Below are 25,972 nucleotides of genomic sequence, written 5' to 3'. Positions count from 1 at the left end.
TGTCGCATGAAGCACGTTAGCCGCACGCAGGTCGCGCTCATTCCGTATGCCCGTACGCAATTCGTCGCATTTAGCAAGTGGGTTCGCGAAAACCCGCTGGCGGCGGGATTGAGTTTTTCCGTGCTGGTTCATGCACTGGTCTTGGCGGTGCATTTTGTCGCGCCCGACGCCTTTCGGCTTCACTCGACCGATACACCGCTCGACGTCGTGCTGGTCAACGCAAAATCGGATAACGCACCGGTCAATGCCAAACTGGTCGCACAAGCCAACCTGCTCGGCGGCGGCGAGCAGGACAAGGTTCATGCGACCACTCCGTTGCCCGCGCGCGATATGCAGCAGCCGGGCAGCCGCGTCGCGCGGGCCGAGCACCAGGTCAGTTCGCTGGAGACTCTGCAGGAACAGTTGTTGACCCAGATGCGCTCGCTTTCGAAGCAGCGGCCCAGGACGTTGCCTGCGCAGCGCGAAAACGGCAAGGACGAGCGGGCGGTCGATCAGCAGATTGCCAAGCTGCAAGCCGTGATTGCGCAGAATGTGCGTGCCTATGAGGAGCGCCCCAAGCGCGGGCAAATCACCGCCAACACGCGGGAAGTCGTCTACGCGGAATACTACGACGCGTTGCGGCGCAAGATCGAACGTCTTGGTACCGAGCATTTTCCCGAAGCGGGCGGGCGCAGGCTCTACGGTCAGTTGATCGTGACGCTCAACGTCAGTCAGGACGGCCAACTGGGGTATGACCGCAATGGCTACCATGTGATCGGCGTCGAGATAGAGCGCGGTTCGGGCGACCGCGAACTGGATCGCCGTGCGGTCGCGATCGTACGGGCCAGCGCGCCCTTCGCCAAATTCACCAAAGCCATGCGCGCGCGCTATGACATCCTCCAGATCGTGACGCGCATGACGTTCAGCCACCACGGCGTGCATGCGGAGGCGATTCAGGGCCCATCCCACTGAACTGCGCGTCGCCGGTGGCGCAAGGATGCGTATACTGTAGCGCTGTCGGGTTGCGGCACCAAACGGCACAGCGCAGCCCTTTTTGATCTCGGCCGCGAAATGCGGCTCAAGCCTGATTAACATGACACGCGAAAATCACGGGGACATCGCCGATGCTGCCGCTGAGCAGCCCGATCGCTACGCGGTGATCGGCCATCCGGTCGAACATAGCCAATCGCCGTTTATCCATGCGCAATTTGCCGCGCAGACCGGCCAGCACCTGGTGTACGAGCGCCTGTTGGCGCCGCTCGACAGGTTTGTCGCGACAGTGCGCGAATTCGCCGCACAAGGCGGCAAAGGTCTCAACGTCACCGTGCCTTTCAAGCTCGAGGCGCATGCGCTGGCCACGCGCTTGAGCCCGCGGGCCAGCGCCGCGGGGGCGGTCAATACGCTATGTTTCGAAGGCGGGGAAATCGAGGGCGACAACACCGACGGGGTAGGGTTGGTGCGCGATATCGAAGTCAATCTGGCGCGGCCGCTGCGAGGCCGCCGTGTGCTGCTGCTGGGTGCCGGCGGCGCCGCACGCGGTGTGCTGCTGCCGTTGCTGCAAAGCGGGCCGGCGGAAATTTTCATCGCCAACCGGACGCCCGACAAGGCCCGGGCGCTGGCCGCGCACTTCGGTGCGCAAGCCCAGGCACTCCGCGTCACGCTTGCGGCGGGCTCATGGCATGACATTGCCGGCGGGTTCGATGTCGTGATCAACGGCACGGCCAGCAGCCTGCAGGGTGATTTGCCGCCATTGCCCGCCGATGTGTTCGGGCACGATGCGCTGGCCTACGACATGATGTACGGCAAGCAACCGACGATATTCCTGCGCTTCGCCGGCGCGCATGGCGCGGCGCTCACAGCCGATGGCCTGGGCATGCTGGTCGAGCAGGCTGCGGAGTCGTTTGCTCGCTGGCGGGGCGTGCGGCCGCAAACCGCGCCGGTGCTGAAAATGCTGCGCGAGCGCTATGCCCAGGCGGGGGGCGGCGAGTGACGAGCCGCAGGCGCGGGTCGAATGCGCGTTGGGGTGTGCGGCGCTGGTGCGGTTATGTCGCGATGGTTTTCGCGGCAGGCGTGTTGGCCACGCAGTGCTACTACTTTTTGCAGATCGCCTGGTGGACGCATTTCAATCCGGGTTCGACGGCGTTCATGCGTGCGGCCCAGGACAGACTTCGCCAGACCGATCCGCAGGCACGCATCGAGCGTGTCTGGATGCCTTACGATCGAATATCCCGCAATCTGAAGCGGGCCATCATTGCCAGCGAGGACGCCGATTTCGTCAATAACAATGGTTTTGAAATCGATGCGATGCTCAATGCCTGGGAGAAGAACGAGAAAAGAGGTCATATCGTGGCGGGCGGCTCGACCATCACCCAGCAGCTTGCGAAGAACCTCTTCCTATCGGGTGAGCGCAGCTACATTCGCAAGGCCGAGGAATTGTGCATTACCTGGATGCTCGAATTCTGGATGAGCAAAGAGCGCATCTTCGAAATCTATCTGAATTCGGTCGAATGGGGCGAGGGTATTTTTGGTGCGCAGGCTGCGGCCGAGCACTACTACCACGTGTCGGCCGCGCAACTGACACCCTGGCAGGCGGCTCGCCTCGCTGTCATGCTGCCGCGTCCGCGCTATTACGATGCGCACCGCAACTCCGCATATCTGGCGCGTCGAACGCGCGTCATTGCGCGCCGCATGGGCGCGGCCGAGTTGCCGCCCTAGCGATCACTGCGGCGTGGTGGGCGCCGGTGTCATGACAATCGTGCGGGTCGGATATGGCAGCGAGCAGCCCGCGGCCTCGACGGTTTTCTTCACCCCGCGTTGCAGCTCCCAATACACCGCCCAATAGTATTCGCTCAAGGTCCACAGCCGCACGTTGATGACGACGGCCTGTTCGTGTATCTCCTTGACCATGACTTCCGGCGCGGGGTCGCGCAACACGTGTTCGTGCGTGGCAGTCAGCGAGCTCAATGCCGCGATGGCGCTGTCCAGATCGTCGCGCAGGTCGATATTCACGGTGATGTCCATGCGTCTGCGTGAATTGCGGCTGTAATTGGTGATCGCGCTGCCCCAGATCTGGTTGTTGGGCACCGACATGTATACGCCATCGGCCGTGGTAAGTGTCGAGGTGAACAGGCCGATCTCTTCGACCGTCCCGCCGATGCTGCTGCCTGCCGAAATATAGTCGCCGATCTTGAAAGGCCGCAGCACCAACAGCATTGTGCCGGCTGCGATGTTCTGCAGCGTGCCTTGCAGCGCCAGGCCGATGGCCAGGCCGGCGGCACCCAGCACGGCAATGATGCTGGCTGTCTGGACTCCGAACTGCGCCAGAACAGCGACGATCGTGATACCTCGCACCGACCATTGCACGACCGAATAGGTCAGAGGCTTGAGCGTCTTGTCGAACTGGGGCGAGCGGTCCAGCGCGCGTCTGACGATGCGTGTCAGAAGGTTGGAAAGCCACCAGCCCAACAGCAGGATCACGATTGCCTGGATTGCCGTGACACCATAATGCAAAGCGTTTTGTGCCGCGGCAGTCCAGAGCGCGTCTGTTGCGGCGGCGAGGGATGCGTGATTCATGGGTTTTTTGCTCCTATTGAATGTTCTGTCCAGAGATATCCGGCGGCGCATTGCCAACAGGTTTGCCCAACAATCTAGCACAAACCAATGATTAGCTATGCCAATAAACGGCTGGCGCTGTTCTTGGGTGACCCGCCTGCGCCGCATCGCGGCAGTCTCGCCGAGCGTCGCGAGGAACGGAGCTGCCCTCGGATGCGGTGAGTTAAAATGGCGCACGTTTTCATCGCGCAACCACCATGACATTCATCGATCAACTGCGTGCCGCCTGGCATGAACGAGACTCTCTGCTGTGTGTGGGGCTCGATCCGGAGCCGTCACGACTGCCGGCGCATCTGCGGGGCAATCCCGATGCGATCTTCGAGTTTTGCCGGACCATCGTCGATGCAACCGCACCCTATGCCTGTGCGTTCAAGCCGCAGATCGCCTATTTTTCTGCGCAGCGCGCCGAAATTCAACTGGAGCGGCTGATTGCCCACATTCACGAGCACCATCCTGGCCTGCCGGTAGTGCTCGATGCCAAACGGGGCGACATCGGCAGCACCGCCGAACAATATGCCAAAGAAGCATTCGAGCGGTATCAGGCCGATGCGGTCACGGTCAACCCGTACATGGGTTTCGACTCGATTGCGCCCTACCTCGGATACGGGAACAAGGGCGTGATCGTGTTGTGCCGCACCTCGAATCCGGGGGGCAGCGACCTTCAGTTCCTGCGCACGGCCGACGGCCAGCCGCTGTATGAGGTCGTCGCGCGGCTGGCAGCCGGTCCCTGGAACACCAGCGGCCAGATCGGTCTGGTGGTCGGCGCGACGTTCCCGAACGAAATCGCGGCGGTGCGCGCGATCGTCGGCGATATGCCGCTGCTGATTCCGGGGATCGGCGCTCAGGGCGGGGACGTGGCGGCGACCGTCACGGCAGGCCGCACGGCCGACGGCAGCGGCATGATGATCAATTCGTCGCGCGCCATTATCTACGCTGGCAGCGGCGAAGATTTTGGGCAGGCGGCCGCGCAGGCGGCTTGCCAAACCCGGGATGCCATCAACGAGCACCGCTCGGCGCCCCGGTAACGGCGCTGCCGGGATGCGGCGGCGGGCTATGCCTCGGCGGTGTCGATCAGCTTGAGCAGGCCGCGCAAGGCGTGCTGCGCCGCCTGATTGCGTACCTGGGCCCGGTCGCCCTTGAAATGCTGCGTCTCAACGACCGTCGTTAGACGGTTGGTCCAGGCAAAACACACCATTCCTACGGGCTTTTCGGCGGTGCCGCCGCCCGGTCCGGCAACGCCGGTAATCGCCAGCGACAATTGCGCGCGGCTGTTTCGCAGCGCGCCCTCCGCCATGGCACGCGCGACCTGCTCACTGACCGCGCCGTGCTTGTCGATGAGTTCAGCCGGAACGCCGATCATGTCGATCTTGGCTTGATTGGAATAGGTAACGAATCCCCGTTCGAACCAATTGCTGCTGCCGGAGATGTCGGTCATTGCCGCCGCCACCATGCCGCCGGTACAGGACTCGGCCGTGGCCAGCAGCAGGCGCTCCTCGCGCAGACGATTGCCGGCCTTGACCGCCAGTTGATGCAATAAAGTATTTGTCATGCTGCTTCGTTACGTGCGCGGCACCCTTCAAAGGGCATGCCACAGGGCGATCACCAGCAAAGTGCAAAAAGCGGCGACCAGATCGTCCAGCATGATACCCAAGCCGCCCTTGACGGTGCGGTCGAAATAGCGCACCGGCGGCGGCTTGACTGCGTCGAAGAAGCGGAATAGCAAAAACGCGACGCATTGTCCCCAAAACGATGCCGGAGTCACCACCAGCAATACCAGCCAGAAGGCGACGATTTCATCCCATACCACCGAACCAGGGTCGGAAACACCCAGCGCGCGGGCGGTGCGGCCACATATCCAGACTCCGCCGACGATGCTCAACGCAAGCAGCACGGCCCAATCCGACACGGAGAGGTAAAGACTCAATACCAGGTAGGACGCCCAGCCAAACAATGTGCCGACCGTTCCGGGGCCCATCGGCGACAGACCGCTGCCGAAGCCCAGCGCGATGAAGTGGGCCGGGTGGGAGAGCATGAAACCCACGGTGATCGGCCGTCGTGCCGGGGCGCTGCCTGGCAGCGGTTTGCCGTGCGGCGGATTGGGCTGGTCGGGAGAAGGAGCGGAATTCATCGAAAATGATCGAAGCTCTGGAATGCGAGGGAAACCGGTTGTCCGGCGTTGTCATGCAGGGTCAGGGCGCTGCCGGGGCGCTCGAGCGGCACGATGGCGCCAATGCGCGTCAGCGGCAGTGCAAGGCTCTGGGCGATCTCGTCGAGCGCCGCACGCGCGGCGGCCGGTGCCGTAAAGCACAACTCGTAATCATCCCCGCCGGCCAACGCGCAGGTGCGGCGGACCGCTTCGCTTTGAGCGGCGAGCCAGGGAGAGTGCGGCACGGCGTCGACATTCACGCACGCCGCGACATGCGAGCGCTCCAGTATATGGCGAAGATCGCCGAGCAGGCCGTCCGAGATGTCGAGCGCGGCGTGAGCGATGCCGCGCAAAGCCATGCCAAGTTGGATGCGAGGTTCGGGCCACTCGAGCGCGCGACGGCTGTCAGCCAATGCTTCATCGGACAGCGCCCATTCGTCACGCAGCGCGCCCAGTGCGAGACGCGCATCGCCGAGCGCGCCGGACACCCATATATCGTCGCCAGCCACGGCGGCGTCGCGGCGCAGGGCCTGTTGATCGGGAACTTCGCCGAAAACGGTGACGCACAGATTGCGCGGGCCCCGGGTGGTGTCGCCGCCGATCAGCGGGCATGCATACCGGTTGGCCAACGCGGCCAGCCCCTCGCTGAACGGCGCCAGCCAGTCAGGATCTGCCTCGGGCAACGCCAGCGCCAGCGTAAAGCCCAGCGGGCGGGCGCCCATGGCTGCCAGATCGGACAAATTGACTGCCAGCGTTTTGTGACCGAGCGCGCGTGGCGCCATATCGGCGAAGAAGTGGCGCCCCTCGACCAGCATGTCGGTGGATACCGCCAGGAGGCTGCCGGCGGGCGGCGCTATCAGCGCGCAATCGTCGCCGACGCCCAGTCGCACATGGCCGGCGGCGGGGGTCGCATGCGCGAAATAGCGCTCGATGAGGGTGAATTCGGTCAGCACGATCTGGATGGCTTGTTGTAAGGCGATATTGTAAATCCGTCGCCACCCCATATCGATGGGTAACGTCCGAGGGACGTCGATTTGTCACATTCGGGGCCGTACATGTGATATCCAAGCATGCTGTCAAGCGGGTTTCCGCCCTAAAAAGTTCTTCGCCTTATCCTTTTTTGCGGTAAATCGCGGGGTAGATTGGCGATACAATGCGGCCAGGGTAGTTTTTTCTTATTGAATGCAGGCTGCTTTCATGTCCACACCTATTGACAAAAAACTGCGCGATGCCGCGCTCGAATACCACGAATTTCCCACCCCCGGAAAGATCGCGATCGCGCCAACCAAGCAATTGGTGAACCAGCGCGATCTGGCGCTGGCGTATTCGCCCGGGGTGGCGGCGGCATGCGAGGAGATCGTCGCGGACCCGGTCAACGCTGCGCGCTACACCGCACGTGGCCATCTGGTGGGTGTCGTCACCAACGGCACGGCTGTCCTGGGGCTGGGCGACATCGGGCCGCTGGCGTCCAAGCCGGTCATGGAAGGCAAGGGAGTGCTGTTCAAGAAGTTCGCCAATATCGACGTGTTCGATATCGAAATCAATGAGAAAGACCCCGAAAAGCTGGTTGACATCATTGCGGCCCTGGAACCGACTTTCGGCGCGATCAATCTCGAGGATATCAAGGCCCCGGAATGCTTTATCGTCGAGCGCAAACTGCGCGAGCGCATGAAAATCCCGGTGTTCCACGATGACCAGCATGGCACGGCCATCGTCGTTGCCGCAGCCGTGTTGAATGGCCTGAAGGTCGTCGGCAAGGATATCAGCGAGGTCAAACTGGTGTGCTCCGGCGCCGGTGCCGCGGCTCTGGCCTGCCTGGATCTGCTGGTCGATATCGGTTTGCCGCTGAAGAATATCTGGGTGTCGGATATCGTCGGGGTTGTCTATGAAGGCCGCACCGAATTGATGGACGAGGAAAAATCGCGGTTCGCCCAACAAACCGATGCTCGCAAGCTCGGCGACGTGATCGGCGGCGCGGACGTGTTTCTCGGCCTGTCGGCCGCCGGCGTGCTCAAGCCCGAGATGGTCAAGGAAATGGCGCCGTCCCCGCTGATTTTCGCGCTGGCCAACCCCAATCCGGAAATCGCTCCGGAAGTGGCGAAAGCGGCCCGGCCGGATGCGATCATGGCGACCGGCCGCACCGACTATCCGAACCAGGTCAACAACGTCCTTTGCTTTCCGTTTATTTTCCGCGGCGCCCTCGACGTCGGTGCGACCACTATTACCCGGTCGATGGAAATCGCCGCGGTCAATGCGCTGGCCGAGCTGGCGCGGCAGGAGCAAAGCGACATCGTCGCCACCGCATACGGCATCGAGAACCTCTCGTTCGGCCCCGAATACCTGATTCCGAAGCCTTTCGATCCGCGTTTGATCGTCAAGGTCGCGCCGGCGGTTGCCCAGGCCGCCATGGATGCCGGTGTGGCGACTCGCCCGTTGGCGGACATGGACGCTTATGCGCAGCAGCTTCAGCAGTTTGTTTATCAGAGCGGCTCGCTGATGAAGCCGTTGTTTGCGGTCGCACGCCAGACGCCGCCCGAGCAAAAGCGCATTGTGTTCTGCGAGGGCGAGGAAGAGCGCGTGCTGCGCGCCGTGCAGATCGTGATCGACGAGCGTATCGCCAAGCCGATTCTGATCGGGCGGCCCGCCGTGATCGAAAAGCGCATCGAACGCTATGGCCTGCGTCTGCACGAGGGCGTCGACTATACCGTTGTCAACCCGGAGCACGACGAGCGCTATCGCGATTACTGGGAGACCTATCATCGCCTGACGGCACGCAAGGGCGTGACGTCTTCCTATGCCCGCGTCGAAATGCGCCGGCGTACCACGCTGATCGGCGCGATGCTGCTCTCCAAGGGCGAGGCCGACGGCATGATTTGCGGCACGGTCAGCACGCCGGGCCGCCACTTGCATTTCATCGATCGGGTGATCGGCAAGCGCCCAGGCGGGAAAGTCTATGGCGCCATGAATGCGCTGGTGTTGCCCGATCGGCAAATTTTCCTTGTCGACACGCATATTAACCAGGACCCCAATGCCGCGGACCTGGCCGAAATCACGCTGATGGCGGCCGAAGAAATTCGGCGTTTTGGTATCGAGCCCAAGGTAGCGCTGGTGTCTCACTCGAATTTCGGGACCAGCGATGCGCCGAGCGCATCCAAGTTGCGGGAAACGCTGGCGATCCTGCACGAACGGGCGCCCGAGTTGGAAGTCGACGGTGAAATGCATGGTGATTGCGCCCTTGACCCCGCGCTGCGCGCCAGGATCATGCCGGATTCGACCCTGCATGGCCAGGCAAACCTGCTGGTGCTGCCGAATATCGATGCGGCCAACATTGCCTACAATTTGCTGAAGACTGCGGCGGGCAATAACGTCGCTATCGGGCCGATTTTGTTGGGTGCGGCCAAACCGGTGCACATTTTGACCGAATCTGCCACGGTTCGGCGGATCATCAATATGGTCGCGCTGGTCGTCGCGGATGCTGCGGCGCAGCATAGATAATCGATCAACATTGACGTGAGATCGAAAACGCCGGCCTCGAGCCGGCGTTTTCATTGGCGATCCTTGAAAAATGAGTGTGAGCACACACTATCATTGATAGTTAGATTGCATTCGCTTGCGGGTGCAGGGAATGATTTCAAAATGTAAACCGACATTGATTATCGGTTCATATAGCGATACCCTTGCACCTTCACCCAATCAGGCGAAATCACTCAGCATTCGCCGCAGCGCATTGCAAAATATGAAATCAGGCCGGTGGCTCTATCGCGGGTTGTTGGCATTGGGAGTCGCGGCGAGCCTTGCGTTTGGCATGGCCGACGCGCAAGCCCGTGCACCGAGGGCGTGGGCCGAACCGGCGATGACGGGTCATCTGGGCACTGTCGCCGAGAGTCAATTGCCCCGCGCTGCGCAGCGAACGCTTGCGACGATTCGCCGCGGTGGCCCGTTTCCGTATGCCAAGGACGGCGTGGTATTCGGCAATTACGAGAAGCGACTGCCCAGGCGGCCTCGAGGGTATTACCACGAGTACACCGTCCCGACGCGAGGCGCGCACAATCGTGGCGCCAGGCGCATCGTTTGCGGCGGCGACCAGCGCGCCGCGCGGAATTGTTACTACACTGGCGACCACTACAACAGTTTCCAATTTATCGAGGAATGACAGCAGGATGAACGAGCAGGTTTTCGCACAGGAGCGTGTTTTGACGGATCAATTCGGTGCGGGTGAAAATAACTTGTTCAGACAAGTGGTGCACCTGCAAAGCACCGAGCGGGCGCAGCGCCGTCATTTGTTGTCCGACGAGGGAGATATGAGTCTTTTCAAGACCGTCAGACCGAACATCGTGCAGTCGATCCGCGCCTTCCGGGTGCCCGAGCTGGCGGCCGAAGCCGAGCGGCTGGGGCAGCATTTCCTCTACGCCAATTGCGCGCATGCGCAAACCAAGGCGGAGGTGCTCGACGTCATCGCCAGTTCGTTCATGTTTCCGAAGCACTTCGGCAAGAATTTCGACGCGCTGCACGACAGCGTGACGGATCTGGTTTGGAAGGCGGGGCCGCAACCCGGTTTCGTCATTGTGCTCGAAGGGCTCCCCGCAACGCCGAAGTTCGACAAGGAAGCGCGGGAGACATTGCTGGACGTATTCCGTGACGCCGCTGAGTTCTGGGCGGAGCGCAAAATCAACTTCCGCGTTTTCTACTCGTTCGCCTGACGGCGAGAGCGCTGCGTCGCGCTCCCGCTGTCCCCAGCGTGACTCTCAGCGGTTCAGAAGCTGCCCTGCCAGACTGCCGAGATTGAGCTGGCCTTCCGGCAAGCTGCCATTGGGCGTCAATCGATTGATGATCTCCGGCAACAACTCCGACAGGTGCTGCGCGGCCTGATCCTTCGAAATGCCGGCGGCATCTGCCAGCTGCTGGAGGTGACCGCTCTGGTCGAGCGCCTGTCCGACCTGCTCGGCCGAAACGGACTGATTGGCGCCCGTGCCAATCCAGGATTCGACGGCGTCGCCCAGGCCGCTGTTACGCAGCAATTCGGTCAACCCGCCGAGCCCCCCCGCCATTTGCGGGGCCGCGCCGGCGCCATTGCCTTGAGCGCTGTTCAATGCACCCTCGAGCATGCCGGCCAGACCGCCGCCGTTGCCCGCGCCGCCAAGCAGTCCACCCAGTGATCCGAGCAGGCCGCTCTGCCCCTGTTGGGTGCTCGCCTGATTCCCCTGATGGCTGGCGATCATGCTGAGCACGCCCATGAGCAACCTCATTTTCGGATCGCTGCCACCCGCTGCGGGGCTATCGTTACCGCCGGATGTGGCGCCATCTGCCGCACCCAGAATTGAATCGAGCAAACCCATAACAGTCTCCTATCGAGGCAAAAGCGCCCACAGCATTTACGGACGTACGATGTGCTACCAGCCGTGCCAGCGTGTGGCCAGCGCGGCGAGCGTCGCAATGCCGGCGGTCTCCGTACGAAGCACCCGCTGACCCAGGCTCAGCGCGGCAAATCCGGCTTCGCCCGCCTGCTCTTCCTCCGGGTTCGACAAACCGCCCTCGGGGCCGATCAGCAACACGACCGGCTCGGCAGGCGCCGTTGCCGGTAAAGATTCGAACCCCACGGACGCTCGCGGAGACAATAGCACACGAATTTGACGTTCGTCGCGCACGCTCGAAATCCAATCCGCAAACGCCATGATGGGCGCGACGGCCGGCACGCTGTTGCGCCCGCATTGCTCGCAGGCGGCGCTCACCACCGCTTGCCAGTGCGCCACGCGCCGCTCGGCGCGTTCGCCGCCAAGGCGGGTCACACATTTCTCCGTCATCAGCGGTTGGATGGCGTGAACGCCCAGTTCAACGCTTTTCTCGATCAGCCAATCCATTTTGTCGCCGCCGGCGACGCCCTGGGCCAGCACGACCCGGTAGGGCGGCTCGACCTCGCGAGGGACATGTGCCAGCACGGCAACAATGACGTGCTTCTTTGCAACATCCTCCAGGCGTGCGAGGTATTCGCCTCCGAGACCGTTGAACAGCGTGATGTCTTCGCCCGGTCTGAGTCGCAGGACCTGCAGGTGGCGAGCCACGTCGGCGGGCAACGTTATTGTCGTGTCGACCTGCAGTGAATCGGGGATGAAAAAGCGCGGCGTGCCGGCTGAGGATGTCATGACCGGCGGCCCAGCGGTTTGGCGAACCCCCAGCGGTAACCGTCGATATCTTCCAGCTGGCAGAAACGGTCGCCCCAAAACTGATCCTGCGGCGGCATGATGCCCATCGCGCCGGCGGCAACCGCTCTGGCGTACAACTCGTCGACATCATCGCAATAAACGTAAAAGCTCTGCGACGCTTCGACCCCCGACGAGCGCGGTGCCTTGGCCGTCGTGCCGAACGCACCCTCGGGCGCGAACATGACGATCAGGTCGCCGTGATAGGTCATTTCCACATGCATGACGATACCGTCGTCATCGACCTGATCACGCACCGCAAAACCGAAGGCGTCTCGGTAGAATGCCGTGCAGGCCCTGGCGTCGCGCACCGTCAGGTACGGTGTGAGCCAAGGGGCATGCGCCGGGCGGGGGTCGGTCATGGAGATTCTCCTGTGCTCGAGTACTCGGCGCGATACGCTGCGCCTGCAAGTGAGATCAAGGCGCCACGGTCATGGCAACAGGCTGCGCCTGAGTGCGGTTGGCAGTGCGAATAGCGCCGGATGAAGCTCAGCATTGTAATACCGCAAGCCGGTCATCCCGAATTCGCGCAGACGCCTGTCGATCGTCGCGGGTGACAAGGTTGCGGGATCGTGCGTTTGGCTGGCGCAGGCGAAAGCCCAAAGCGTCCCATACAGCGGAATGTACAGGGTCCCGGGGCGAACGTGCGTGAAGCAGGCGCCCAGGTCGTGCAGTAAGCGGCGAACCAGCTCGGCCTGGAATAGCGGGGCGCCCAGATGCAGGCAAAGCACGCCGTGCGGTCCCAGCAGTTGTTTGATCTGTTCGAAGAACGCCTCGGCATGCAGTGCGCTGGCCGAACCATCGGCTTCGGTGAGGTCGAACACCACCATGTCGAACTGCTCGCCCCGAGCATTCGCCTGAGCAACATAGTCACGACCATCGCCAACGCAGATGCGCAGGCGTGGATCGTCGAAGGCGCCGCAGGCAATGCCGGGTAGATGGCGGCGCGTGACTTCGATGACCTGCGCATCGAGTTCAGCGACGACGACACGCTCCACCCCGGGATATTTGAGGATTTCCCGCGCGGAGCCGCCGTCGCCGCCGCCGACGATGAGCGCCGAGCGCAATGCGGGCAGGCTCAGCGCCGCGGGGTGGACGATGCACTCGTGATAGAAATATTCATCCCCCTCGGAGGCCATGAACCGCCCGTCCAGGCGATAGGCCCTGCCGAATTGCGGGGTGTCGTACACATCGATGCGCTGGTAGGGAGACTGAATCGACTCCACCAGTACGGCGTTCTTGAGCCCGAGCGCAGTGTGCGGCGCCAGCCATTCGAGCAGGAGGCCGGCAGCGTGATCCTCCGTGTCGGTCGGCGGTGCGGCGGCAGTGGGCGATTGGAAGCCTGGCATGAGAGTGTTTTGGGACGGTATGCCGAAAATTATAGCGGCGCGGCCAGATGCCCGACGGTACCCCGCATCTGTTAAAATCTGAAGTTTTCCAAGCAGGGGTTCTTGCGCAGCTCGTCCGCCCAAAACGGCGGGGAGTCCCGCTCTTCCGGTCGGTCCCATGATGAATCTTTCAAACCCGAAAAATGCGTTGATGGCCAACGCGATCCGCGCCCTGGCCATGGACGCCGTGCAGCAGGCCAACTCTGGCCACCCCGGCATGCCGATGGGCATGGCCGAGATCGCCGTCGCCCTGTGGGGCCGGCATTTGCGGCACAACCCCGCCAATCCGCTGTGGGCCGATCGCGATCGGTTCGTGCTGTCCAACGGCCACGGCTCGATGTTGCTGTACTCGCTGCTGCACCTGAGCGGCTACGATTTGCCGATGAGCGAGCTCAAGAACTTCCGGCAGCTCCACAGCAAAACCCCGGGGCACCCCGAGTACGGCATGACGCCCGGCGTCGAGACCACCACCGGGCCGCTGGGTCAAGGGTTGGCCAACGCGGTCGGCATGGCTTTGGCCGAAGCCTTGCTGGCGAAGGAATTCAACAAGCCCGAGGCGAGTATCGTCGACCATTACACCTATGTGTTTCTCGGCGACGGGTGCCTGATGGAGGGGATCTCCCATGAGGCCTGCTCGCTGGCCGGCACGCTGCGTCTGAACAAGCTGATCGCACTGTATGACGATAACGGCATTTCAATCGATGGCGAGGTCATTCACTGGTTCGGCGACGACACGCCCAAGCGTTTCGAGGCCTACGGCTGGCACGTGATCCATGCCGTCGACGGGCACGACGTCGACGCGGTCGATGCGGCGATTGCGGCTGCCAAGCGGTCCGACCGGCCGACGCTGATTTGCTGCAAGACCACCATCGGCAAAGGGTCGCCGCACAAGCAAGGCACCCACGACGTGCACGGCGCGGCGCTGGGCGCGGAGGAAATCGCCGCCACGCGCGAGGCGCTGGGTTGGCAGGCGGCCCCGTTCGAAATTCCCGCCGATGTCTATGCGGCATGGGATGCCAAGGCTGCGGGCGCTGCGCGGGAGGCCGCCTGGAGCGAGGCATTCGAGGCTTACCGCAAGCATTATCCGGCCGAGGCCGGAGAGTTCGAGCGTCGCATGAAGGGTGAACTGCCGGCTGATTGGCAAGCCGCGACCGCGGCGCTGATCGCCCGCACCAACGAAAAGGGCGAGACGGTCGCCACCCGCAAGGCATCGCAGCAGGCGATCGACGGCCTGGCGGCGGTACTGCCCGAGTTCCTGGGCGGCTCGGCCGATCTGACCGGCTCCAACCTGACGAACTGGAAGGCCTGCAAGGCGGTGCGCACCTCCAACGAAGGGCTGCAGTGGGGCAATCACGTCAACTATGGCGTGCGCGAGTTCGGCATGAGCGCGATCCTCAACGGCATTGCCCTGCATGGCGGCTACATCCCGTTCGGCGGCACTTTCCTGACCTTTTCCGATTACAGCCGAAACGCGCTGCGCATGGCGGCGCTGATGAAAATCCGCTCGATTTTCGTGTTCACCCACGATTCGATCGGGCTTGGCGAAGACGGCCCGACTCATCAATCGATCGAGCATGTGTCGAGCCTGCGCCTGATTCCGCACATGGATGTCTGGCGTCCGTGCGACACGGTCGAGTCGGCTGTCGCGTGGATCGCCGCGGTCGAACGCCACGGCGCCAATCAGAGCGGACCGAGCTGCCTGATCTTCAGTCGCCAGAACCTGCCATTCGTGGCGCGCGAGGCTGACCAGATCGCTGCGATCGGCCGCGGCGGCTACGTACTGCGCGATGCGGCCAATGCCAAGGTCGCGCTGCTGGCCACCGGCTCCGAAGTCGATCTGGCGCTCAAGGCGGCCGCTGTGCTTGCCGAAGAAGGTATCGCCGCACGGGTGGTCTCCATGCCGGCGACCACGGTGTTCGACCGCCAGGAAGCCGCCTATCGCGCCAGCGTGTTGCCCAAGGGGATGCCGCGCGTGGCGATCGAGGCCGGCGTGACCGACTTCTGGCACAAGTATGTCGGGCTCGAGGGCGGCGTCGTCGGTATCGACACGTTCGGCGAGTCGGCGCCTGCGGGTGCGCTGTTCAAACATTTCGGCTTTACCGTGGAGAAAGTGGTGGCCACGGTCAAAGCGGTGATTGCCTGATTCTCGATTTCAACCTATCACGGAGAACTTCCATGACGATTCGCGTTGCTATTAACGGCTACGGCCGGATTGGACGCAATGTGCTGCGCGCCCACTACGAAAGCGGCAAGAAGCACGACATCCAGATTGTCGCCATCAACGATCTGGGCAACGCTCAGACCAACGCTCACCTGACGCAGTACGATACCGCGCATGGCAAGTTCCCCGGCACGGTCGCGGTCGACGGCGATTACATGGTGGTCAATGGCGACAAGATCCGCGTGCTGGCCAACCGCAATCCGGCCGAGCTGCCGTGGGGCGAACTGGGCGTCGACGTGGTGCTCGAGTGCACGGGCTTTTTCACCAGCAAGGAAAAGGCCAGCGCCCATTTGAAAGGCGGCGCAAAGAAAGTCATCATCTCGGCACCGGGCGGCAAGGATGTCGATGCGACCGTGGTCTATGGCGTCAATCACAACGTCCTGAAGGCCGAGCACACGGTCATCTCGAACGCATCCTGTACCACCAACTGTCTGGCGCCGCTGGTCAAGCCGCTGCACGACAAGCTGGGTGTCGTCTCGGGCCTGATGACCACGGTCCATGCCTACACCAACGACCAGGTGCTGACCGACGTCTACCATGAAGATCTGCGCCGCGCGCGCTCGGCAACGATGAGCATGATCCCGACGAAGACCGGCGCTGCCTCCGCAGTCGGCCTGGTGCTGCCGGAACTCAACGGCAAGCTGGACGGTTTCGCGATTCGTGTACCCACCATCAACGTGTCGCTGGTCGATCTGTCCTTTATCGCCAAGCGCGAAACGACCGTCGATGAAGTCAACGCGATTCTCAAGGCGGCTTCCGAGGGCGAACTGAAGGGGATTCTCGATTACAACACCGCGCCGCTGGTGTCCGTCGACTTCAATCACAATCCGGCATCGTCGACTTTCGACGCGACGTTGACCAAAGTGTCCGGCAACCTCGTCAAGGTGTCGTCGTGGTATGACAACGAGTGGGGTTTCAGCAACCGCATGCTCGACACCACGGTCGCCCTGATGAGCGCGAAGTAATCGAAGTGTTCCGGTGAGCCCCGCGCGCGCGGGACTGGCCGGCACTAACGCAAAGCCGCTGGATGTTCCAGCGGCTTTGCGTTTTGAGGGGGGACTGGTTAGGGCGCGGGCGCCTCAGGTGCGATGGCGATACGGGCAGTCGGTCTTGGTGCAGCTGCCGTACATGGCCAGCGAATGCTCCTGCAGCGCGAACCCGCGCTCCTTGGCGATCAGCTTCTGGCGCCGCTCGATTTCCGAGTCGAAAAATTCCTCGACACGGCCGCAGTCGAGGCAAACGAGGTGATCATGATGATGCCCCTCGTTCAGCTCGAAAACCGCCTTGCCGGATTCGAAGTTGCTGCGCGAGAGCAGGCCGGCTTGCTCGAATTGGGTCAGGACGCGGTATACGGTGGCCAATCCGATATCGAGCTGTTCATTGAGCAGATGTCGGTAGACATCTTCGGCAGTCAGATGCCTGACCTCGCTGTTCTGGAAAATTTCCAGAATTTTGAGGCGCGGCAGCGTGGCTTTCAGACCGATGTTTTTCAGATCGGCGGGATTCGGCATTGCTGGACGTCCCTAGAGTACAATACAGCCCCAATAATAATGCCTTTTGTCATCGGCGGACAGCCGAAACGGAATCCGCTGCATCTCGCGGTTTGTCATGAAGTCACATTTTAGAAGAGAGTCCGATTTGCGTCGTTCCCTTACCTTATGCGTGGCCGGAGCTTTGCTGACACTGGCAGGCTGCTCGACTTACAACAGCGTGACCAGCACGATTGCTGATCACATTACCCCGTACCGCATCAACATCGTGCAGGGCAACTTCGTCTCCAAGGAGGCCTATTCCCAGCTGCACAAGGGAATGACGCGCGAGCAGGTGCGCCTGCTGATCGGGACGCCGCTGCTGACGGACATGTTCCACGACAATCGGTGGGACTACATTTTCTACTTCAAGCGCGGCAATACCGAGGTGGTGCAGGAGCGGCGGTTGACCCTCAATTTCGAGGGCGATCAACTGGTGAGCTGGAGCGGCGGCGAGAATTTGCCGTCCGAGAACGAACTGGTGCGGGAGATCGACGGCCAGAAGGGTAAGCCGGAGGCGCCGGAGCCGGCGTCCGCCGTCGCTGCGGCGCCCGCCTCGAGCCCGGCCGCGGCGTCTGCGGCCGCCGCCGCGGCGTCTGCGGCCGCCGCCGCGGCGCCTGCGGCACCGGCACCGGCACCGGCACCGGCACCGGCGAGCGAGCCCGCGTCGGCATCCAGCGCTTCCGCTGCCGCTGCGTCGCAGCCCAGCGGGTCGGCGCCATCCACGGTGCCCACGCCGCCGATCACTTCCCAATCGGGTATGTTCGTACTTCCGAAGTAAGGCTGACGATGAAGATCGCTATTGCAGGAGCTTCCGGCCGCATGGGCCGCATGCTGATCGAAACCGTGTTGAATACGGCCGACGCCACCCTGGCCGGTGCTTTGGATCGCGCCGGCAGTGCCGCGCTGGGCCAGGATGCAGGGGCCTTCCTCGGGCGGGAAACCGGAGTCAAGATCACCGACGACATCCGCAGCGGCCTGTCCGACGCTGAGTTCCTGATCGACTTTACACGCCCCGAGGGCACGCTCGAGCACTTGGCCGTTGCGCGCCGCGCGGGCGTCAAGATGATCATCGGCACCACTGGGTTCTCCGAAGCGCAGAAACTCACCTTGCGCGAAGCCAGCCAGGGATTGGCGATCGTCTTCGCGCCGAATATGAGCGTGGGAGTCAATGCCACCTTCAAGCTGCTCGAAGTCGCAGCCAAGATCCTGAATACCGGTTACGACATCGAAATCATCGAAGCCCACCACCGCCACAAGGTGGATGCTCCTTCGGGCACCGCACTGCGCATGGGCGAAGTCGTCGCCGAGGCGCTTGGCCGCGATCTGCAGGCGTGCGCGATCTACGGCCGCGAAGGCGTCACCGGAGAGCGCGACCCGTCGACGATCGGCTTCTCGACCATCCGTGGCGGCGATATCGTGGGCGACCACACGGTACTGTTCGCCGGTATCGGCGAGCGTATCGAAATCACGCATAAATCATCGAGCCGACTGTCCTACGCGCAAGGCTCCATCCGAGCCGCGCGTTTCCTGCAAGGCAAGACGCAGGGTCTGTTCGACATGCAGGACGTCCTCGGCTTGCGCTGAGCGAGGCCGACGCAAGTCAGCGCCGCGGCGCTGACGATTTTGCTTCCGTTGCAGCGCGGCAAGCGCCGTGCGCAGCGTTATAATCTTCGCTTTCCCCGGAAATCGACGTTCGCTCGCCGCACCGCACAGTGTGGCGAGGCGGCGATTCACTCCGATCCGATTTGCCAGATCCGACCCGATCCATGATGCAAGAAAAATACGTTCCAGCCGACGTCGAGTCCGCAGCCCAGGCGCATTGGCAGGCGATCGACGCCTATAAGACCACCGAGCGCCAGGACAAGAAGAAATTCTATTGCGTCTCGATGCTGCCTTATCCGTCCGGCAAATTGCATATGGGGCATGTCCGCAATTACACCATCAACGATGTGATGTATCGCTATTTGCGGATGAACGGCTACAACGTGCTGATGCCGATGGGATGGGATGCCTTCGGCATGCCGGCCGAGAACGCGGCGATGGCCAATGGCGTGCCGCCGGCTCGCTGGACCTACGACAACATCGCCTATATGAAGAAGCAGATGCAGGCGATGGGACTGGCGATCGACTGGTCGCGCGAGGTGGCGACCTGCAAGCCCGAGTACTACAAATGGAACCAGTGGCTGTTTCTCAAGCTGCTGGAAAAAGGCATCGTCTACCTGAAGACCGGCACCGTGAACTGGGACCCGGTCGATCAAACCGTACTGGCCAACGAACAGGTGATCGACGGGCGCGGCTGGCGCTCCGGCGCACTGGTCCAGAAGCGTGAGATTCCGATGTATTACATGCGGATCACGCAATACGCCGACGAGCTGCTGGGCGACCTCGATGCGCTGGGATGGCCCGAGCGCGTCAAGGTGATGCAGCAGAACTGGATCGGCAAAAGCTTTGGCGTGAACTTCGGGTTTCCCTACGAGCTCGACGGCGAACAAAAACTGCTGCGCGTGTTCACCACGCGGGCCGACACCGTCATGGGCGTGACCTTCTGCGCCATTGCGGCCGAGCACCCGCTGGCGACCCGGCTCGCGCGGGACAATCCGCAACTGCAGGCATTCATCGACGAGTGCAAGCGGGGCGGCGTGGCCGAAGCCGATGTCGCCACCATGGAAAAGAAGGGCGTGCCGACCGGCTTTTTCGTCAAGCATCCGCTCAGCGGCGAGGCCGTCGAAGTCTGGATCGGCAATTATGTGTTGATGAGCTACGGCGAAGGCGCAGTGATGGGCGTGCCGGCGCACGACGAGCGTGATTTCGCGTTCGCCCGAAAATACGGATTGCCCATCAAGCAGGTCGTCGCCGTATCCGGCCAAACGTTCTCCGATCAAGCATGGCAGGATTGGTACGCCGACAAAGAAAACTGCACTTGCGTACACAGCGGCAAATACGACGGGCTGGCCTATGCGGCGGCGGTCGACGCCATCGCCGCCGATCTCAAGGCGATCGGCTTGGGTGACAAGCAAGTGACCTATCGGCTGCGCGACTGGGGAATTTCTCGGCAGCGGTACTGGGGCACGCCGATTCCAATTATTCATTGCGACGATTGCGGTGCGGTACCGGTTCCCGAAAAGGACCTGCCGGTCGTGCTGCCGGAAGACCTGGTGCCGGACGGCACCGGCAATCCGCTGGCAAAATCGCAGGCATTTCTTGCCTGTCAATGCCCGAGCTGCGGCAAGCCCGCGCGCCGTGAGACCGACACGATGGACACCTTCGTCGACTCGTCCTGGTATTTCTCGCGATACGCATGCCCGGACGCCGACACCATGGTCGACGCGCGCACCGATTACTGGATGCCGATGGATCAGTACATCGGCGGCATCGAACACGCGATCCTGCACCTGCTGTACTCGCGCTTCTGGACCAAGGCGATGCGCGATCTCGGGCTGGTGCGCTTCTCCGAGCCCGCTCAGAATCTGCTGACGCAGGGCATGGTGCTCAACGAGACGTTCTACCGCGAAGACGCCCAGGGCAAGAAGACGTGGTACAACCCGGCCGATGTGCAAGTGCAGTTCGACGACAAGGGCCGGCCGCAGGGCGCGACCCTGAAGAGCGACGGACAAGCGGTCGTGCTGGGCGGCATCGAGAAGATGGCCAAGTCGAAGAACAATGGCGTCGATCCGCAGGCGCTGATCGATCTGCACGGCGCCGATACCGCGCGACTGTTCACCATGTTCGCGGCACCGCCCGAGCAGCAACTCGAATGGTCTGGCTCAGGCGTCGAGGGTGCCAGCCGCTTCCTGCGCCGGCTATGGGCGTTCGGGCACACGCATGCCGAGCTGCTTGGCGGGCAGGCGGCCTCGGCGAATCCGCAAGCCGCCCAGAATCTGCGCCGCGAGATTCACGGCGTGCTCAAGCAGGCCGATTACGATTATCAGCGAGTTCAGTACAACACGGTGGTTTCGGCTGCGATGAAAATGCTCAACGCGATCGAAGCGGACAAGGGCAATGCCGGATCGGCCGTGGTCCGCGAGTGCTACGGGATTCTGCTGCGCGTGTTGTACCCGGTGGTACCGCACATCACGCACGTGCTCTGGCAAGAGCTCGGCTACGCCGGCCAGCAGGCAGACCTGCTCGACGCCGCCTGGCCGAAGGTCGACGAGGCCGCGTTGGTGCAAAGCGAGATCGAACTGGTGCTGCAGATCAACGGCAAGGTGCGCGGCAGCGTGACGGTCGCCAAGGATGCGCCGCGCGAAGTGATCGAGCAAGCGGCGCTGGCGCACGAAATGACCGCGAAATTCGCGTCCGGTGCGACCCCCAAGAAAATCATCGTCGTGCCAGGCCGACTGGTCAACCTGGTGATGTGATGGCGGAGTCCCAAGCAAGGAGTCGAGGATGAGGCGTCGTGGATTCTGCGTGATGGCATTGACGCTGCTGCTTGGCGCTTGCGGCTTCCAGCTGCGCGGCACCAGTGAGTTTCCGTTCAGCACCATCTACATTCAGACACCCAACCAGCAAATGACGGTTGGGCTGACACGCTACATTCGTTACGGCAGCAACGCGACAGTAGTGGACAGCCCGGCGCAGGCCGATGTCCAACTGCAGGTGCTGAATATCGCCACCGGCAGCACGCCGATCGGCATCAACCCGCAAGGGCAGCCGGGCGAATACGATCTCACCACGGTGACGACCTTTCAACTGGTCGACGTGCACGGCAAGGTGCTGATCCCGCCGACCCGTATCAGCCTGTCGCGCAGCCTGCCATATAACGTTTCGTTGGCGCAGGCATTCGCTTCCGAGTCGGTGCTGCTGCAAAACGACATGATCAAGGACACGGTCGAGCAGATCATCCGCCGGCTCGAAGCCGTCAAGTCGCGCTGACACCATGCAACTGCGTGCGGACTCCCTCGAGGCCCAACTCGGTAAATCGCTGTTGCCGCTGTATGCCGTTTATGGCGACGAGGCGCTGCTGGTGCAGGAGGCCGTCGATCGCATTCGTGCCGCGGCGCGGGCGGCCGGCTTTGCCGAGCGCGAGGTGCTGGTGTGCGAGCGCGGCTTCGATTGGGGCGCGTTGAGCGCCGCCGGGCAATCCATGTCGCTGTTCGGGGAGCGCAAAGTGCTGGAAATGCGAATTCCCACCGGCAAGCCTGGCAAGGATGGCGCCGAGGCACTGTGCCGGCACGCAGCGCTGCGTTCCGACGATCTGCTGACCATCGTGACGCTCCCCAGGCTCGATGCCGCAACCCAGAAGTCCGCATGGTTCGGCGCCCTGGAGCAGCATGGTGCGGCCGTGCGCATCGACGCGGTCGAGCGAAATCGTTTGCCGGACTGGATCGGACAGAGGTTGGCGCTACAGGGGCAGCGCGTCGAGAGCGGCGACAGCGGCAGGCGCGCGCTGCAATTCATGGCCGATCGCGTCGAGGGTAACCTGCTCGCGGCGCACCAGGAGATTCTCAAACTCGGTTTGCTCTATCCTGCCGGCGCCCTGACCTTCGAACAGATTCAGGACGTCGTGCTCAACGTTGCCCGTTACGACGTATTCAAGCTCAACGAAGCCTTGCTCGTCGGCGACGTGCCGCGGCTGGTGCGCATGCTCGACGGCCTGCGCGGAGAAGGAGAGGCCGCGCCGCTGGTATTGTGGGCGTTGACCGAAGAGATTCGGACACTCGCCAAAGTGCGCCGCGGCCTGGCGGGCGGCAAACCGCTGGCCGCGTTGTTGCGCGAGCACCGGGTGTGGGGGCCGCGCGAACGCCTGATGGAAGGCGCGCTCAAGCGCGTGAGCGAGGCTGAGCTCGAAGCGGCGCTGATGCTGGCCGCGCAGCTCGATCGCCAAGTCAAGGGGCTGCGTGTCGCGGGTCTGTCGGGCGATCCGTGGGACGGCTTGCTGCAACTGGCCATGACGATAGCGCCGGCAGCCAGGCACTGACAGAAGCGAGGATTTGCCGCAGGAGGCATGATGGATATCCAACACTATATGCAGGACATCGGGCGCCGCGCGCGCGGCGCATCGCGCGAAATGGCGAGGGCCTCGACCGCGACCAAAAACGCCGCGCTGCTGGCGGTCGCGGCTGGCATTGCGCGCGACAAGGCGGCGCTGCAGGCGGCCAACGCCCGGGATGTGGCGCGCGCCCGGGCCAACGGCCAGGACCCGGCGTTCATCGATCGCCTGACGTTATCCGACAAGGCCATCGCCACTATGATCGAAGGTCTGCGCCAGATTGCCGCGCTGGCGGATCCGATCGGGGAAATCTCCAACCTGAAATTTCGTCCCACCGGCATTCAGGTCGGACAAATGCGCGTGCCGCTGGGCGTGATCGGCATCATTTATGAGTCCCGCCCGAACGTGACGATCGATGCGGCCGCACTGTGCCTGAAATCAGGCAATGCCACCATTTTGCGTGGCGGATCGGAGGCGATCGAGAGCAATACCGCGCTGGCCGCACTGATACAGCAAGGGCTTGCCGAGGCCGGCCTGCCCGCCGATGCCGTGCAGGTGGTCGGCACCACCGACCGCGCCGCGGTCGGTGCGCTGGTGACCATGACCGAATACGTCGACGTCATCGTGCCGCGCGGCGGCAAGAGCCTGATCGCGAGGCTGATCGACGAGGCGCGCGTGCCGATGATCAAGCACCTGGACGGCATCTGCCACGTCTACGTCGACGATCTGGCCGATCTGACCAAGGCGCGGGTGATTTGCGATAACGCAAAAACGCATCGGTACGGCACCTGCAACACCATGGAGACTCTGCTGGTGGCGGCAAGCGTCGCGCCGCGCTTTTTGCCGGACATGGCGCGCGACTTCCAGGCCAAGCAGGTCGAATTGCGCTGCTGCGCCGCCTCGCGGGCGATCGTCGAGGCAGCCGGCATCGGTGCGCTGGTCAGCGCAACCGACGAGGACTGGGAAACTGAGTATCTGGCGCCGGTCCTGGCGCTCAAGATCGTCGCCGGACTCGACGAGGCGATCGAACACATCAATATGCACGGCTCGGCCCATACCGACGCCATCGTCACCGAGAATTACTCGACCGCGATGCGGTTTCTGCGTGAAGTCGATTCGGCCAGTGTGATGGTCAATGCGAGTACGCGTTTTGCCGACGGTTTTGAATATGGCCTGGGCGCAGAGATCGGTATCTCCAACGATAAACTGCATGCGCGCGGTCCGGTCGGACTGGAGGGCCTTACAAGCCTGAAATACATCGTGCTGGGCAGCGGGCAGGTTCGCGAATAGGCAAAGCCGGCTCTCGTGCCCATGCGCGAATGAGATGCCGAAACGCAAAAGGCCGCACATCGTGCGGCCTTTTGCATGATTGCGCCCCCGCGTTCAGTGACGGAAGTGCCGTGTGCCGGTGACGATCATCGCGACATTGCGCTCGTCGGCCGCAGCGATGACGATGTCATCGCGCATCGAGCCGCCGGGCTGGATCACGCATGTCGCGCCGGCGTCGACCACGACGTCCAGGCCATCACGGAACGGGAAGAACGCATCGGAGGCGACCGCCGACCCAGTCAGCGACAGGCCGGCGTTCTGCGCCTTGATGCTGGCGATGCGGGCTGAATCCACGCGGCTCATCTGGCCGGCGCCGACTCCGAGCGTCATGCCATTGCCGCAGAACACGATCGCATTCGATTTGACGAATTTGGCCACGCGCCAGGCAAACAGCAGATCCTCCATTTCCTTGGGCGTCGGATGGCGCTTGGTGACTACGCGCAACTCATGGGGTTGCACATTCTTGGCGTCGGGCGATTGCACCAGCAAGCCGCCGCCGACGCGTTTGAAATCGAAAGCATTGGCGCCGCTGCCGAGCAGGACTTCCAGCAAACGCACATTCTGCTTGGCGGCGAATACCTGCCGAGCTGCCTCGCTGAAGGCCGGCGCGAGCACCACTTCGACGAACTGCTGAGTGACGGCCTGGGCCGTCGCTTCGTCGACTTCGCCATTGAAGGCAATGATGCCGCCAAAGGCCGAGGTGGGATCGGTTTGCAGCGCCTTGCCGTAGGCCTCGGTTACGTTGGCTCCGACCGCCACGCCGCACGGATTCGCATGCTTGACGATGACGCAGGCAGGCAGATCGAAGGTTTTGACGCATTCCCAGGCGGCGTCCGAGTCGGCAATGTTGTTGTACGACAGCTCCTTGCCCTGCAGTTGCCGGTAGTTCGCCAGCGCGCCGGCCGGTGCCACCAGATCGCGATAGAAGGCAGCGCTTTGGTGCGGATTCTCGCCGTAACGCAGATCCTGCACCTTGCTGTAATGCAGGTTGAGGGTGGCCGGGTAGGTTTGGCGCTGGGTGTGCTGCAGATCTTCGCCCAGGCTCGTCAGGTAATTCGTAATCGCCCCGTCGTATTGCGCTGTGTGGGCGAATACCTTGGTCGCCAGGCGGAAATTGGTGGCGTAGCTGACGGTATTGCCGGCCGCTCGCATCTCGTCGAGCACGGCGGCGTAATCGGCCGGATCGACCAGCACGGTGACGTCGCGGTGGTTCTTGGCGGCCGAGCGCAGCATGGTCGGGCCGCCGATATCGATGTTCTCGATCGCTTCCTCGAGCGAGCATTCCTGTTTCGCGATGGTCTGTTGGAACGGATACAGATTGACCACCAGCAGATCGATGGTCGGAATGCCGTGCTGTGCCAGCGCGGCCATGTGCTCGGGCAGATCGCGGCGCGCGAGAATGCCGCCATGCACCTTGGGATGCAGGGTTTTGACGCGGCCGTCGAGCATTTCCGGGAAGCCGGTGTAGTCCGCCACCTCGGTGACCTCGAGGCCCGCCTCGGACAGCAGTTTGGCGGTGCCGCCGGTGGACAGGATCGACACGCCGAGTGCGGCGAGCGACTTGGCAAATTCGACGATGCCGGATTTATCGGATACGGAAATGAGGGCTTGCTTGATCATGGCGGGAATGGAGGAGACG

At 62.8% G+C, this 25,972-nt stretch carries 25 protein-coding genes; 15 read left to right on the top strand and 10 right to left on the bottom strand.

Annotated features, from left to right (window positions below):
* Positions 1-6: 6 nt before the first annotated feature.
* The 3 genes from PATSB16_RS15635 to mtgA all read left to right on the top strand — a co-directional run bounded on the left by PATSB16_RS15635 (position 7) and on the right by mtgA (position 2,694).
* Positions 7-951 (top strand): energy transducer TonB family protein, encoded by a 945-nt coding sequence (locus PATSB16_RS15635; protein ID WP_052892715.1) that lies wholly within the window; start codon positions 7-9, stop codon positions 949-951.
* 121 nt (positions 952-1,072) lie between these two features.
* Positions 1,073-1,969 carry a shikimate dehydrogenase gene (gene aroE, locus PATSB16_RS15630; protein ID WP_047214999.1) on the top strand — a complete coding sequence of 299 codons (897 nt, stop codon included), beginning with the start codon at positions 1,073-1,075 and terminating at the stop codon, positions 1,967-1,969.
* The gene (mtgA, locus tag PATSB16_RS15625; RefSeq protein WP_072628666.1) at positions 1,966-2,694 is read left to right on the top strand and encodes a monofunctional biosynthetic peptidoglycan transglycosylase; all 729 of its coding nucleotides are present in this window, start codon (positions 1,966-1,968) and stop codon (positions 2,692-2,694) included. The genes aroE and mtgA overlap by 4 nt, the downstream gene beginning before the upstream one ends.
* A 3-nt stretch (positions 2,695-2,697) precedes the next feature.
* Here the strand turns inward: mtgA and PATSB16_RS15620 are convergent, their stop codons facing one another.
* Positions 2,698-3,552: a mechanosensitive ion channel family protein gene (locus tag PATSB16_RS15620; protein WP_052892714.1), complete on the bottom strand. Its 855-nt coding sequence runs from the start codon at positions 3,550-3,552 to the stop codon at positions 2,698-2,700.
* Between the two features lie 236 nt (positions 3,553-3,788).
* On the opposite strand from PATSB16_RS15620, the gene pyrF reads away from it, so the two are divergent.
* The gene (pyrF, locus tag PATSB16_RS15615; protein ID WP_047214997.1) at positions 3,789-4,616 is read left to right on the top strand and encodes an orotidine-5'-phosphate decarboxylase; all 828 of its coding nucleotides are present in this window, start codon (positions 3,789-3,791) and stop codon (positions 4,614-4,616) included.
* 26 nt (positions 4,617-4,642) lie between these two features.
* Here the strand turns inward: pyrF and PATSB16_RS15610 are convergent, their stop codons facing one another.
* Genes PATSB16_RS15610 through thiL form a run of 3 tightly spaced genes read right to left on the bottom strand, consistent with a single transcriptional unit; the run spans position 4,643 to position 6,690 of the window.
* Complete coding sequence (locus PATSB16_RS15610; RefSeq protein WP_047214996.1) at positions 4,643-5,140, bottom strand: CinA family protein; 498 nt, start codon at positions 5,138-5,140, stop codon at positions 4,643-4,645.
* Positions 5,141-5,167: 27 nt separating this feature from the next.
* Positions 5,168-5,719, bottom strand: coding sequence for a phosphatidylglycerophosphatase A family protein (locus PATSB16_RS15605; protein ID WP_047214995.1), 552 nt, complete (start codon positions 5,717-5,719; stop codon positions 5,168-5,170).
* The gene (gene thiL, locus PATSB16_RS15600; protein WP_047216655.1) at positions 5,716-6,690 is read right to left on the bottom strand and encodes a thiamine-phosphate kinase; all 975 of its coding nucleotides are present in this window, start codon (positions 6,688-6,690) and stop codon (positions 5,716-5,718) included. Before thiL ends, PATSB16_RS15605 begins: the two co-directional genes overlap by 4 nt.
* A 244-nt stretch (positions 6,691-6,934) precedes the next feature.
* Here thiL and PATSB16_RS15595 point away from each other — a divergent pair, with 244 nt between their 5' ends.
* The 3 genes from PATSB16_RS15595 to PATSB16_RS15585 all read left to right on the top strand — a co-directional run bounded on the left by PATSB16_RS15595 (position 6,935) and on the right by PATSB16_RS15585 (position 10,437).
* Complete coding sequence (locus PATSB16_RS15595; RefSeq protein ID WP_169834625.1) at positions 6,935-9,232, top strand: NADP-dependent malic enzyme; 2,298 nt, start codon at positions 6,935-6,937, stop codon at positions 9,230-9,232.
* A gap of 241 nt (positions 9,233-9,473) precedes the next feature.
* On the top strand, positions 9,474-9,890 hold the full coding sequence (locus PATSB16_RS15590) for a guanyl-specific ribonuclease (protein ID WP_047214993.1): 417 nt from the start codon (positions 9,474-9,476) through the stop codon (positions 9,888-9,890).
* A 7-nt stretch (positions 9,891-9,897) separates the two neighbouring features.
* Positions 9,898-10,437 (top strand): barstar family protein, encoded by a 540-nt coding sequence (locus PATSB16_RS15585; RefSeq protein ID WP_047214992.1) that lies wholly within the window; start codon positions 9,898-9,900, stop codon positions 10,435-10,437.
* A gap of 45 nt (positions 10,438-10,482) precedes the next feature.
* Here PATSB16_RS15585 and PATSB16_RS15580 read toward each other — a convergent pair whose 3' ends face one another.
* The 4 genes from PATSB16_RS15580 to speE form a co-directional block, all read right to left on the bottom strand.
* Positions 10,483-10,983 (bottom strand): YidB family protein, encoded by a 501-nt coding sequence (locus PATSB16_RS15580; protein ID WP_237170244.1) that lies wholly within the window; start codon positions 10,981-10,983, stop codon positions 10,483-10,485.
* A gap of 144 nt (positions 10,984-11,127) precedes the next feature.
* On the bottom strand, positions 11,128-11,877 hold the full coding sequence (locus PATSB16_RS15575; protein WP_047214990.1) for a 16S rRNA (uracil(1498)-N(3))-methyltransferase: 750 nt from the start codon (positions 11,875-11,877) through the stop codon (positions 11,128-11,130).
* Positions 11,874-12,296, bottom strand: a complete 423-nt coding sequence (locus PATSB16_RS15570; RefSeq protein WP_047214989.1) for a VOC family protein — start codon at positions 12,294-12,296, stop codon at positions 11,874-11,876. Before PATSB16_RS15570 ends, PATSB16_RS15575 begins: the two co-directional genes overlap by 4 nt.
* A gap of 69 nt (positions 12,297-12,365) precedes the next feature.
* Complete coding sequence (speE, locus tag PATSB16_RS15565) at positions 12,366-13,283, bottom strand: polyamine aminopropyltransferase (RefSeq protein ID WP_083566815.1); 918 nt, start codon at positions 13,281-13,283, stop codon at positions 12,366-12,368.
* Positions 13,284-13,440: 157 nt separating this feature from the next.
* Here speE and tkt point away from each other — a divergent pair, with 157 nt between their 5' ends.
* A complete protein-coding gene (gene tkt, locus PATSB16_RS15560; RefSeq protein WP_047214988.1) occupies positions 13,441-15,465 on the top strand; it encodes a transketolase in 2,025 nt (674 codons plus the stop codon).
* Positions 15,466-15,497: 32 nt separating this feature from the next.
* Positions 15,498-16,508 (top strand): type I glyceraldehyde-3-phosphate dehydrogenase, encoded by a 1,011-nt coding sequence (gap, locus tag PATSB16_RS15555; RefSeq protein WP_047214987.1) that lies wholly within the window; start codon positions 15,498-15,500, stop codon positions 16,506-16,508.
* Between the two features lie 114 nt (positions 16,509-16,622).
* Here the strand turns inward: gap and fur are convergent, their stop codons facing one another.
* The gene (fur, locus tag PATSB16_RS15550; RefSeq protein ID WP_047214986.1) at positions 16,623-17,054 is read right to left on the bottom strand and encodes a ferric iron uptake transcriptional regulator; all 432 of its coding nucleotides are present in this window, start codon (positions 17,052-17,054) and stop codon (positions 16,623-16,625) included.
* A gap of 127 nt (positions 17,055-17,181) precedes the next feature.
* On the opposite strand from fur, the gene PATSB16_RS15545 reads away from it, so the two are divergent.
* From PATSB16_RS15545 to PATSB16_RS15520, 6 genes are all read left to right on the top strand, one after another.
* The gene (locus PATSB16_RS15545; protein ID WP_083566814.1) at positions 17,182-17,853 is read left to right on the top strand and encodes an outer membrane protein assembly factor BamE; all 672 of its coding nucleotides are present in this window, start codon (positions 17,182-17,184) and stop codon (positions 17,851-17,853) included.
* A gap of 8 nt (positions 17,854-17,861) precedes the next feature.
* A complete protein-coding gene (gene dapB / locus PATSB16_RS15540) occupies positions 17,862-18,659 on the top strand; it encodes a 4-hydroxy-tetrahydrodipicolinate reductase (RefSeq protein WP_047214984.1) in 798 nt (265 codons plus the stop codon).
* 185 nt (positions 18,660-18,844) lie between these two features.
* Entirely contained in the window at positions 18,845-21,433 is a 2,589-nt protein-coding gene (leuS, locus tag PATSB16_RS15535; RefSeq protein WP_047216652.1) for a leucine--tRNA ligase, read from the top strand.
* A 28-nt stretch (positions 21,434-21,461) separates the two neighbouring features.
* The gene (locus tag PATSB16_RS15530; protein WP_047214983.1) at positions 21,462-21,947 is read left to right on the top strand and encodes an LPS-assembly lipoprotein LptE; all 486 of its coding nucleotides are present in this window, start codon (positions 21,462-21,464) and stop codon (positions 21,945-21,947) included.
* Between the two features lie 4 nt (positions 21,948-21,951).
* Positions 21,952-22,992: a DNA polymerase III subunit delta gene (holA, locus tag PATSB16_RS15525; protein WP_047214982.1), complete on the top strand. Its 1,041-nt coding sequence runs from the start codon at positions 21,952-21,954 to the stop codon at positions 22,990-22,992.
* A 30-nt stretch (positions 22,993-23,022) separates the two neighbouring features.
* Complete coding sequence (locus PATSB16_RS15520; protein WP_047214981.1) at positions 23,023-24,294, top strand: glutamate-5-semialdehyde dehydrogenase; 1,272 nt, start codon at positions 23,023-23,025, stop codon at positions 24,292-24,294.
* A 93-nt stretch (positions 24,295-24,387) separates the two neighbouring features.
* On the opposite strand, the gene purH is transcribed toward PATSB16_RS15520, so the two are convergent.
* Complete coding sequence (purH, locus tag PATSB16_RS15515) at positions 24,388-25,953, bottom strand: bifunctional phosphoribosylaminoimidazolecarboxamide formyltransferase/IMP cyclohydrolase (RefSeq protein WP_047214980.1); 1,566 nt, start codon at positions 25,951-25,953, stop codon at positions 24,388-24,390.
* Positions 25,954-25,972: the final 19 nt, after the last annotated feature.

The sequence above is a fragment of the Pandoraea thiooxydans genome (assembly GCF_001931675.1).
Classification (GTDB): Bacteria; Pseudomonadota; Gammaproteobacteria; order Burkholderiales; family Burkholderiaceae; genus Pandoraea; species Pandoraea thiooxydans.
Note: the sequence above shows the minus strand (reverse complement) of the source record. Positions and strands in the feature narration are given on the sequence as shown.

Bases quoted from the DNA above. Each gene is read 5' to 3' on its own strand.
- PATSB16_RS15610 (WP_047214996.1), bottom strand. From the start codon at position 5,140: ATGACAAATACTTTATTGCATCAACTGGCGGTCAAGGCCGGCAATCGT.
- dapB (WP_047214984.1), top strand. From the start codon at position 17,862: ATGAAGATCGCTATTGCAGGAGCTTCCGGCCGCATGGGCCGCATGCTG.
- PATSB16_RS15620 (WP_052892714.1), bottom strand. From the start codon at position 3,552: ATGAATCACGCATCCCTCGCCGCCGCAACAGACGCGCTCTGGACTGCC.
- leuS (WP_047216652.1), top strand. From the start codon at position 18,845: ATGCAAGAAAAATACGTTCCAGCCGACGTCGAGTCCGCAGCCCAGGCG.
- fur (WP_047214986.1), bottom strand. From the start codon at position 17,054: ATGCCGAATCCCGCCGATCTGAAAAACATCGGTCTGAAAGCCACGCTG.
- PATSB16_RS15575 (WP_047214990.1), bottom strand. From the start codon at position 11,877: ATGACATCCTCAGCCGGCACGCCGCGCTTTTTCATCCCCGATTCACTG.
- PATSB16_RS15570 (WP_047214989.1), bottom strand. From the start codon at position 12,296: ATGACCGACCCCCGCCCGGCGCATGCCCCTTGGCTCACACCGTACCTG.
- PATSB16_RS15520 (WP_047214981.1), top strand. From the start codon at position 23,023: ATGGATATCCAACACTATATGCAGGACATCGGGCGCCGCGCGCGCGGC.
- PATSB16_RS15530 (WP_047214983.1), top strand. From the start codon at position 21,462: ATGAGGCGTCGTGGATTCTGCGTGATGGCATTGACGCTGCTGCTTGGC.
- gap (WP_047214987.1), top strand. From the start codon at position 15,498: ATGACGATTCGCGTTGCTATTAACGGCTACGGCCGGATTGGACGCAAT.
- PATSB16_RS15580 (WP_237170244.1), bottom strand. From the start codon at position 10,983: ATGAGGTTGCTCATGGGCGTGCTCAGCATGATCGCCAGCCATCAGGGG.
- aroE (WP_047214999.1), top strand. From the start codon at position 1,073: ATGACACGCGAAAATCACGGGGACATCGCCGATGCTGCCGCTGAGCAG.
- speE (WP_083566815.1), bottom strand. From the start codon at position 13,283: ATGCCAGGCTTCCAATCGCCCACTGCCGCCGCACCGCCGACCGACACG.
- PATSB16_RS15585 (WP_047214992.1), top strand. From the start codon at position 9,898: ATGAACGAGCAGGTTTTCGCACAGGAGCGTGTTTTGACGGATCAATTC.
- PATSB16_RS15590 (WP_047214993.1), top strand. From the start codon at position 9,474: ATGAAATCAGGCCGGTGGCTCTATCGCGGGTTGTTGGCATTGGGAGTC.
- PATSB16_RS15635 (WP_052892715.1), top strand. From the start codon at position 7: ATGAAGCACGTTAGCCGCACGCAGGTCGCGCTCATTCCGTATGCCCGT.
- purH (WP_047214980.1), bottom strand. From the start codon at position 25,953: ATGATCAAGCAAGCCCTCATTTCCGTATCCGATAAATCCGGCATCGTC.
- PATSB16_RS15605 (WP_047214995.1), bottom strand. From the start codon at position 5,719: ATGAATTCCGCTCCTTCTCCCGACCAGCCCAATCCGCCGCACGGCAAA.
- PATSB16_RS15595 (WP_169834625.1), top strand. From the start codon at position 6,935: ATGTCCACACCTATTGACAAAAAACTGCGCGATGCCGCGCTCGAATAC.
- tkt (WP_047214988.1), top strand. From the start codon at position 13,441: ATGATGAATCTTTCAAACCCGAAAAATGCGTTGATGGCCAACGCGATC.
- holA (WP_047214982.1), top strand. From the start codon at position 21,952: ATGCAACTGCGTGCGGACTCCCTCGAGGCCCAACTCGGTAAATCGCTG.
- pyrF (WP_047214997.1), top strand. From the start codon at position 3,789: ATGACATTCATCGATCAACTGCGTGCCGCCTGGCATGAACGAGACTCT.